The 8,430-nt window shown below is 64.9% G+C and carries 6 protein-coding genes and 1 riboswitch; of the genes, 2 read left to right on the top strand and 4 right to left on the bottom strand.

What is annotated here, in order from left to right:
- The first annotated feature begins 322 nt into the window (after nucleotides 1-322).
- Nucleotides 323-1,417 carry a recombinase RecA gene (gene recA, locus Q8R73_RS21240; protein ID WP_305721508.1) on the top strand — a complete coding sequence of 365 codons (1,095 nt, stop codon included), beginning with the start codon at nucleotides 323-325 and terminating at the stop codon, nucleotides 1,415-1,417.
- Here recA and Q8R73_RS21235 read toward each other — a convergent pair.
- The 4 genes from Q8R73_RS21235 to gcvT all read right to left on the bottom strand — a co-directional run bounded on the left by Q8R73_RS21235 (nucleotide 1,340) and on the right by gcvT (nucleotide 6,607).
- A complete protein-coding gene (locus Q8R73_RS21235) occupies nucleotides 1,340-1,666 on the bottom strand; it encodes a hypothetical protein (RefSeq protein ID WP_305721507.1) in 327 nt (108 codons plus the stop codon). The two genes, recA and Q8R73_RS21235, sit on opposite strands and share 78 nt — an antisense overlap.
- 310 nt (nucleotides 1,667-1,976) lie before the next feature.
- Nucleotides 1,977-4,880 (bottom strand): aminomethyl-transferring glycine dehydrogenase, encoded by a 2,904-nt coding sequence (gcvP, locus tag Q8R73_RS21230; RefSeq protein ID WP_305721506.1) that lies wholly within the window; start codon nucleotides 4,878-4,880, stop codon nucleotides 1,977-1,979.
- 188 nt (nucleotides 4,881-5,068) lie between these two features.
- Nucleotides 5,069-5,434 carry a glycine cleavage system protein GcvH gene (gcvH, locus tag Q8R73_RS21225; protein ID WP_305721505.1) on the bottom strand — a complete coding sequence of 122 codons (366 nt, stop codon included), beginning with the start codon at nucleotides 5,432-5,434 and terminating at the stop codon, nucleotides 5,069-5,071.
- A gap of 24 nt (nucleotides 5,435-5,458) precedes the next feature.
- Nucleotides 5,459-6,607, bottom strand: coding sequence for a glycine cleavage system aminomethyltransferase GcvT (gene gcvT, locus Q8R73_RS21220; protein WP_305721504.1), 1,149 nt, complete (start codon nucleotides 6,605-6,607; stop codon nucleotides 5,459-5,461).
- Between the two features lie 136 nt (nucleotides 6,608-6,743).
- Nucleotides 6,744-6,832: riboswitch (glycine riboswitch) on the bottom strand.
- 213 nt (nucleotides 6,833-7,045) lie between these two features.
- Here gcvT and alaS point away from each other — a divergent pair.
- Nucleotides 7,046-8,430: alanine--tRNA ligase (gene alaS, locus Q8R73_RS21215; RefSeq protein ID WP_305721503.1), on the top strand; the 1,385-nt coding region annotated here is incomplete at its 3' end.

Here is an 8,430-nt window from a genome sequence, read left to right as displayed (position 1 = left end):
CAGCAGGAAGCCCGTGCCGATGCAGCGGATACCGCTGCTCTTTCCGACATCCGGATAGCCAAAGAACACGACGCTTTTCCGCAAATCATCATTGATGCGCATGTAAAACCCCGGACCAAACACCGGTTCTCGCATCTCTGGACCAAGAGATTGAAACGGCGGGGTTCTATTCATAGCACAACCAGTACTTGGCGTGAAGGGATAAATCTACCCTCCTGGGAAAAGAACATATTGCGAACTCAGAACAAATAGGGTACGTTGTTCCCCAAGCTCGCTGCCCGTTTGTCCCTCTAGCGAATCCCCGTCATAAGGAGCACCACCAATGGCCGCCCCCACCACCGCGCTGCGTATCGTCGAAGGATCTTCTATGGACAAGACCAAGGCCCTGTCCGCCGCGCTCTCCCAGATCGAGCGCCAGTTCGGCAAGGGCTCGGTGATGAAGCTCGGCAAGAACGACCGCTCGATGGACATCGAGACGATTTCGTCGGGATCGCTCGGGCTGGATATCGCGCTCGGCGTCGGCGGCCTGCCGCGGGGCAGGGTGGTTGAAATCTACGGGCCGGAATCCTCGGGGAAAACCACGCTGGCACTGCACACGGTGGCCGAGGGCCAGAAGAAGGGCGGCATCTGCGCCTTCATCGACGCCGAACACGCGCTCGACCCGGTCTATGCCCGCAAGCTCGGCGTCAACATCGACGAACTCCTGATCTCGCAGCCCGACACCGGCGAGCAGGCATTGGAAATCTGCGACACCCTGGTGCGGTCCGGCGCGGTCGACGTGCTGGTGATCGATTCGGTCGCGGCCCTGGTGCCGAAGGCCGAACTCGAGGGCGAGATGGGCGACGCGCTGCCCGGGCTGCAGGCCCGCCTGATGAGCCAGGCGCTGCGCAAGCTGACCGCCTCGATCAACAAATCCAACACCATGGTGATCTTCATCAACCAGATCCGTATGAAGATCGGCGTCATGTACGGCTCGCCGGAAACCACCACCGGCGGCAACGCACTGAAATTCTACGCTTCGGTCCGCCTCGACATCCGCCGCATCGGCGCGATCAAGGAGCGCGACGAGGTGGTCGGCAACCAGACCCGGGTCAAGGTGGTGAAGAACAAGCTGGCGCCGCCGTTCAAGCAGGTCGAGTTCGACATCATGTATGGTGAGGGCGTCTCCAAGATGGGCGAGATCCTCGACCTCGGCGTCAAGGCCGGCATCGTGGAAAAGTCCGGCGCCTGGTTCTCCTATGACAGCCAGCGGCTCGGCCAGGGCCGTGAAAACTCAAAAGCCTTCCTGAAGGCCAATCCGGACATGACCGCGAAGATCGAGGCCTCGATCCGGCAGAACTCAGGCCTGATCGCCGAGCAGATCCTGGCCGGCAGTCCCGAGCGCGACGCCGAAGGCGAGGAGCCCGCGGAGGAGTGATTTTTTTACGGGCTTGAGCCGCGCGGCTTGGGTTCGACACAGACGGGCGCTGAGGACGTTGAGTTGCCGACGTTCCGGCGCCCGTTTTGATTCTGCAGAGCCGATGAGATCAGGGGCGGTGACGATGTATTCGCTCATGCCCTGATGCAGCGCAGCATGAATGCGGCGAGCCGGAACCTCCCTGCCATTGCATGGGGTTGTTTTCGCGATTTTGTTCAGCCGCCGCCAGCGCCGCAGAACGGACGCCATGCCGGCCCCGGCACCCGAGATCGTTATGGGGTTTCGGGCTTGCGGGACGATCGATCCAGCACCGGCAGGTCATGCTCGAAGCGCCACGACGGCCGACCGATTGCCGGCACGGCCGAATCGGAATGTCGAGAGTTTGAAATCACTTGGAGTCGAGAACGGAGATTTTTGATCCGCTCACCTGAAGTGGCACTTTAACTGGATGAGCCCTCATTCCGCAAAGCAGGCGAAGCGGACTCCCCGGCAGAGATAAAGTGCGCCGGACATCCGGGATCCGTCCTTCGCACTATCCCGCAATCGCCTTAACAAGCCGTCACTCCGCCGCCTCCGCATAGTCCCCGACCGGCGGACAGGAGCACACCAGATGGCGGTCGCCATAGACGTTGTCGACCCGGCCGACCGGCGACCAGTATTTGTCCGTTCGCGAGGTGCCGTCCGGAAAACATCCGTCGGCGCGGGAATAGGCGCGCTGCCAGTTGTCGTCGGCGATGTCGTGCACGGTGTGCGGGGCGTGACGCAGCGGTGAGGCCTCGACCTTCCAGCGCCCGCTTTCGATCTCGGCGATCTCCTGCCGGATCGCGATCATCGCGTCGCAGAAGCGGTCGATCTCGGCCCTCGATTCGGACTCGGTCGGCTCGATCATCAGCGTGCCCGGCACCGGAAAACTCATGGTCGGGGCATGGAAGCCGTAATCGATCAGCCGCTTGGCGATGTCGTCGACGGTGACGCCGCTGGATGCCTTCAGCGGTCGCGGGTCGACGATGCATTCATGGGCGACCCGGCCCTTGGCGTTGCGGTACAGCACCGGGAAGTGCGGATCGAGCCGGGTGGCGATGTAATTGGCGTTGAGGATCGCGATCTCGGTCGCCCGCGTCAGGCCTTCGCCCCCCATCATCAGGATATAGATGTAGGAGATGGTCAGGATCGAGGCCGAGCCGTACGGCGCCGCCGAGACCGGTCCGACCGCGACCGGCTTTGCGTCCGGGGCGTCGGGATGGCCCGGCTGAAGATCGCTTGCCACGAGATCGCTTGGCAGGAACGGGGCCAGATGCGCCTTGACGCCGATCGGTCCCATGCCCGGACCGCCGCCGCCATGCGGAATGCAGAAGGTTTTGTGCAGATTGAGATGGCTGACGTCGGCGCCGTAATCGCCGGGCCGCGACAGTCCGACCTGGGCATTGAGGTTGGCGCCGTCGAGATAGACCTGACCGCCATGGCCATGCACGATCTCGCAGATGTCGCGAATGTGCTCCTCGAACACCCCGTGGGTGGAGGGGTAGGTGATCATGATGGCGGCGAGGTTTTGCGAATGCTTTTCCGCCTTGGCGCGGAGGTCGTCGACGTCGACATCGCCTCTGGCGTCGCAGGCCACCACCACGACCTCCATCCCGACCATGCTGGCGGAGGCCGGATTGGTGCCGTGGGCCGAGGAGGGGATCAGGCATACCTTGCGGTGCGGCTCGCCGCGCGCGGCGTGGTAGCCCCGGATCGCCAACAGCCCGGCATATTCGCCCTGGGCGCCGGAATTCGGCTGCAGCGAAATCGCGTCGTAGCCGGTGATGTCGCACAGCCATCTTTCGAGCCGCTGGAACAGGGCGTGATAGCCCGCCGCCTGATCGGCCGGCGCGAACGGGTGCAGCGCGCCGAATTCCGGCCAGGTCAGCGGGATCATCTCGGAGGTGGCGTTGAGCTTCATGGTGCAGGAGCCGAGCGGGATCATGGCGCGGTCGAGCGCGAGATCGCGGTCTGAGAGCTTTCGCATGTAGCGCAACAGCTCCGTCTCGGAGCGGTGGGTGTTGAACACGGGATGGGTGAGGAAGGCGCTGGCGCGCTTCAGTTCGGCGGGCAGCGCTTCGCGCGCGCCCGCTTCGACCTCCGAATAGGCCAGGTTCCCGCCGAGCGCCCGCCACACCGCCTCGACCTCTTTGGCCGTGGTGGTCTCATCCAGCGCGATCCCGACGGTGCCCTTGCCGAGGCGCAGATTGATCTTTTCCGCCAGGGCCCGTGCCACGATCTCGCCTTGGCGGCCGCCGACATCAACCGTCACGGTGTCGAAGAACGCCTGGGATTGCGGCGCAAATCCGAGCTGGCGCAATCCGGCCGCCAGCACGGCGGTGCGGCGGTGCACCGTGCGCGCGATATGGGTCAACCCTTCCGGGCCGTGATAGACTGCGTACATCGAGGCGATCACCGCCAGCAGCACCTGCGCGGTGCAGATGTTGGAAGTGGCCTTTTCGCGGCGGATATGCTGCTCGCGGGTCTGCAGCGCCAGCCGGTAGGCCGGCTGCCCGCGCGAATCGATCGACAGCCCGACAATGCGCCCCGGCAAGGAGCGCTTGAGCGCATCGCGCACCGCCATATAGGCCGCATGCGGTCCGCCATAGCCCATCGGCACGCCAAATCGCTGCGCCGAGCCGATCGCGATATCGGCGCCGAGTTCGCCCGGCGACGCGAGCAGCGTCAGCGCCAGCAGATCGGCGGCCACCACGGCCAGCGCGCCCTTGGCGCGCAGCGCCGCGATCGCCGGGCGCAGGTCGCGCACCGCGCCCGAAGTGCCGGGATATTGCAGCAGGGCGCCGAACACCTCGGCGCTGTCGAGATCGACGGCGGGATCGCCCACGATCAGGCTCCACCCGAGCGGCTCGGCGCGGGTGCGCAGCACCGCCAGCGTCTGCGGATGCACCTCGGAATCGACGAAGAACGCCTTTGCCTTGCCGTGCGCGGCACGCTCCGCCAGCGCCATCGCTTCCGCCGCAGCGGTGGCCTCGTCGAGCAGCGAGGCGTTGGCGACATCGAGCCCGGTGAGGTCGCAGATCATGGTCTGGAAATTGAACAAGGCTTCCAGCCGGCCCTGGCTGATCTCGGGCTGGTACGGCGTATAGGCCGTGTACCAGGCCGGGTTCTCCAGGATGTTGCGCTGGATCACCGCCGGCAGGATAGTGCCGGAATAGCCTTGGCCGATCAGCGAGGTGAACATCCGGTTCTGCGCCGCCAGTTCGCGCATATGCGCCAGCGCCCCGGTTTCGCTCAGGGCGGTCCCGAGGTCGAGCGGCGCCTTTTGCCGGATCGAGGACGGCAGGGTCTCGGCCATCAGCGCATCAAGACTTTTCGCGCCCACGGTCTCCAGCATCGCGGCGACGTCGCGGGGCGATGGGCCGATGTGGCGGCGCACGAAGGTGGCGGCGGGCTCGTCCGTGGGTTTAAGCGGCGCGTTCATCGGTGCTCCTCGTCCAATTGGTCCAACGTCGTTACATCCGCACTCGTCGTCATACCCCGCGAAAGCGGGGTATCCAGTACGCCGGGAAGCCAGCGACAGGGCCGACAGAGCGCGGCGTACTGGGTCGCCCGGTCAAGCCGGGCGATGACAGCGGAGGGTGTGGCAATCCCGGTCATTCGCTCAAACGTTCACGCGGTGTGCCTGGCGTAGGCGGCCTCGTCCATCAGGCCGCCTAGCTCGCTCTTGTCTGCGATCTTCAGCTTGAAGAACCATGCCTTGCCGGCGGCGTCGGAATTGACCAGCGCGGGCTCCGCGGCGAGCGCGTCGTTGACTTCGAGCACTTCGCCCGTGATCGGCGCGTAGACGTCGGAGGCCGCCTTGACCGATTCGACGACGGCTGCGGCCTCGGCCTTCTTCAGGCTGCGGCCGACCTTGGGAAGTTCGACGAACACGACATCGCCGAGCTGCGACTGCGCGTAGTCGGTGACCCCGATGGTGGCGACGTCGCCCTCGATCCGGAGCCATTCGTGGTCGGTGGTGTACAGCGTCGTCATGGGGATCCTTCAGCGTTTCGGGGTCTAACGTTTGTAGGTATTGGGAACGAAGGGCGTGGCGGCGACCCGCAACGGCAGTCGCGTGCCGCGCAGTTCGGCGAACACCAGCGAACCCGCGGCGGCAAGCGAAACCGGCAGATAGCCCATGGCCACCGGCGCATTGAGGCTGGGGCCGAAGCCGCCCGAGGTGACCTTGCCGATCTGTTCGGATGAAGCTTCGTCCGCAAACAGCGGTGCGCCTTCGCGCACCGGGGCACGGCCCTCCGGCCTCAGTCCGACCCGACGTCGCGGCGCGCCTTTTTCCAACTGCGGGAGAATTGCATCGGCGCCCGGAAAACCGCCGGCGCGGGCGCCGCCCGGGCGGCGGCTCTTCTGGATCGACCATTCCAGCGCCCCCTCGACCGGGGTCGTCGAGGTGTCGATGTCGTGGCCATAAAGGCAAAGTCCGGCTTCGAGCCGCAGACTGTCGCGCGCGCCGAGCCCGATCGGCAGCACGTCGCCGTCGCCCAGCAGTTTTTTCGCGAAGGCCTCCGCCTGTTCGGCCGGAACAGAAATCTCGAAACCGTCCTCGCCGGTGTAGCCGGAGCGCGAGACGAAGCAGTCGACGCCGTCGATGCGGCGCGGCCCCGTATCCATGAACCGCATCGCCGAAATTTCGGGGCAAAGCCGCGCCAGTACCGTCTCCGCCTTCGGTCCCTGCAGCGCGATCAGCGCGCGGTCGGGGAGCGGCTCGATGACGCAGCTGTCCGACAGATGCGCGCGCAGATGGGCCTCGTCCCCGGCCTTGCATGCGGCGTTGACGACGAGGAACAAATGGCTGCCGAAATTCGCCACCATCAGGTCGTCGAGAATGCCGCCGGCGTCATTGGTGAACTGGGCGTAGCGCTGCCGGCCCGGCGCCACCGCCAGGATGTCCTGCGGCACCAGCCGCTCCAGCGCCAGTGCGGCATCCTCGATCCGGCCGGATTTTGCCCGCAGCTCGAGCTGGCCCATATGCGAGACGTCGAACAGCCCGGCCGAACTGCGGGTATGCAGGTGTTCCCGCATTACGCCGGTGGCAAATTGCACCGGCATGTCGTAGCCGGCGAACGGCACCATTCTGCCGCCGCTGGCCGTGTGCAGCGCATGCAGGGGGGTGGTTTTCAAAGCTGTTTCGGTTTCGCTCGCAAGCATCACGGGCCCTCGCGGTTCCCGAGGAGGATTCCTCGAAAGCCTGTCGAAGCCCCATCTGTCGCTGTGCCTGAGAGTATTATCCCGTCGGCGGACGCGTCCCGGGACTGGCCCGGCGGCGTCTCTTTCCAGATGCTAGCAAGTCACGCGGTCCGTTTGCCTGAGAGTTTCCGGGGCGGTTGCTCCTTCGGCGCCGGCGTCTTAGCCGATCTCTCCCGACGTGACTATCTTGAACCGGGGGTAAGAAACCACGGCTGCGGCAAGCCTGTCAACGCGATCGCAGCAATTATCAACGAACCTTGTGCTGCTGCGGCAAGCCGCTGATTTGCTGCACACTTTCTGGACAGCGCCATCCCCCTTGTCTAAAAGCCTTGGCTTGGTACTTGGGCCGGTGAGATGCGCGTTTGCAGCGAATCCCGGGCTTTTTGCGATTGGACGGACATGAGCGGCGTCAACGAGATCAGGTCGACATTTCTGAATTACTTCGCGGCGGAGGGCCACGCGATCGTGCCGTCGTCGCCGCTGGTGCCGCGCAACGACCCGACACTGATGTTCACCAATGCCGGCATGGTGCAGTTCAAGAACGTCTTCACCGGCGTCGAGAAGCGGCCCTATCAGCGCGCCACCACCTCGCAGAAATGCGTGCGCGCCGGCGGCAAGCACAACGACCTCGACAATGTCGGCTATACCGCGCGGCATCTCACCTTTTTCGAGATGCTCGGCAATTTCTCGTTCGGCGACTACTTCAAGGAGCGCGCGATCGAACTGGCCTGGAACCTGATCACCAGGGATTTCGGGCTGAAGAAGGACAAGCTGCTCGTCACGGTCTATCACACCGACGACGAGGCGGCCGGCCTTTGGAAGAAGATCGCGGGCTTCGGCGACGATCGCATCATCCGCATCCCGACGTCGGATAATTTCTGGGCAATGGGGGACACCGGGCCCTGCGGTCCCTGCTCGGAAATCTTCATCGACCGCGGCGAGCACATCTGGGGCGGACCGCCGGGCAGCCTCGAGGAGGACGGCGACCGCTTCCTCGAATTCTGGAACCTGGTCTTCATGCAGTTCGAGCAGGTGACGAAGGAGGAGCGCCAGCCGCTGCCGCGCCCTTCGATCGACACCGGCCTGGGGCTCGAGCGCATGGCCTGCATCCTGCAGGGCGTCGACAGCGTGTTCGAAACCGATCTCTTCCGTCACCTGATCGATTCCACCGCGTCCGCGCTCGGGACCGGACCGGAGGAACAGACCGCAGCGTCGTTCCGCGTCATCGCGGACCATCTGCGCTCCTCTGCCTTCCTGATTTCCGACGGCGTGCTGCCGTCGAACGAGGGTCGCGGCTATGTGCTGCGCCGGATCATGCGCCGCGCGATGCGCCATGCGCAGTTGCTCGGCGCGCGCGATCCGCTGATGCATCGTCTGGTTTCGTCGCTGGTACGCGAGATGGGGCAGGCCTATCCGGATCTGGTGCGGGCGGAAAAGCTGATCGAGGAAACGCTGCGGCTGGAAGAAACCCGCTTCCGCAAGACGCTGGAACGCGGCTTGTCGATCCTCGACGAGAAAAGCAGTTCGCTGAAGAAGGGCGACATGTTCGACGGCGACACCGCGTTCACGCTGTACGACACCTATGGCTTTCCGCTCGATCTCACCCAGGACGCGCTGCGCAACCGCGGCATCTCCGTCGACATCGCCTCCTTCACCGATGCGATGGACCGGCAGCGGGCGAAGGCGCGCGCGGCATGGTCCGGCTCCGGGGATACCGCCAGCGAGAACGTCTGGTTCCCGTTGCGCGAAAAACTCGGCGCCACGGAATTTCTCGGCTACGAGAC

This window comes from Bradyrhizobium sp. (assembly GCF_030697065.1).
Lineage (GTDB): Bacteria > Pseudomonadota > Alphaproteobacteria > Rhizobiales > Xanthobacteraceae > Bradyrhizobium.
This window is presented reverse-complemented; position numbering and strand designations above follow the sequence as displayed.

Excerpts from the sequence above, each read along its gene's own strand:
- recA (WP_305721508.1), top strand. The coding sequence starts at position 323 with ATGGCCGCCCCCACCACCGCGCTGCGTATCGTCGAAGGATCTTCTATG.
- Q8R73_RS21235 (WP_305721507.1), bottom strand. The coding sequence starts at position 1,666 with ATGGCGTCCGTTCTGCGGCGCTGGCGGCGGCTGAACAAAATCGCGAAA.
- gcvP (WP_305721506.1), bottom strand. The coding sequence starts at position 4,880 with ATGAACGCGCCGCTTAAACCCACGGACGAGCCCGCCGCCACCTTCGTG.
- gcvH (WP_305721505.1), bottom strand. The coding sequence starts at position 5,434 with ATGACGACGCTGTACACCACCGACCACGAATGGCTCCGGATCGAGGGC.
- gcvT (WP_305721504.1), bottom strand. The coding sequence starts at position 6,607 with ATGCTTGCGAGCGAAACCGAAACAGCTTTGAAAACCACCCCCCTGCAT.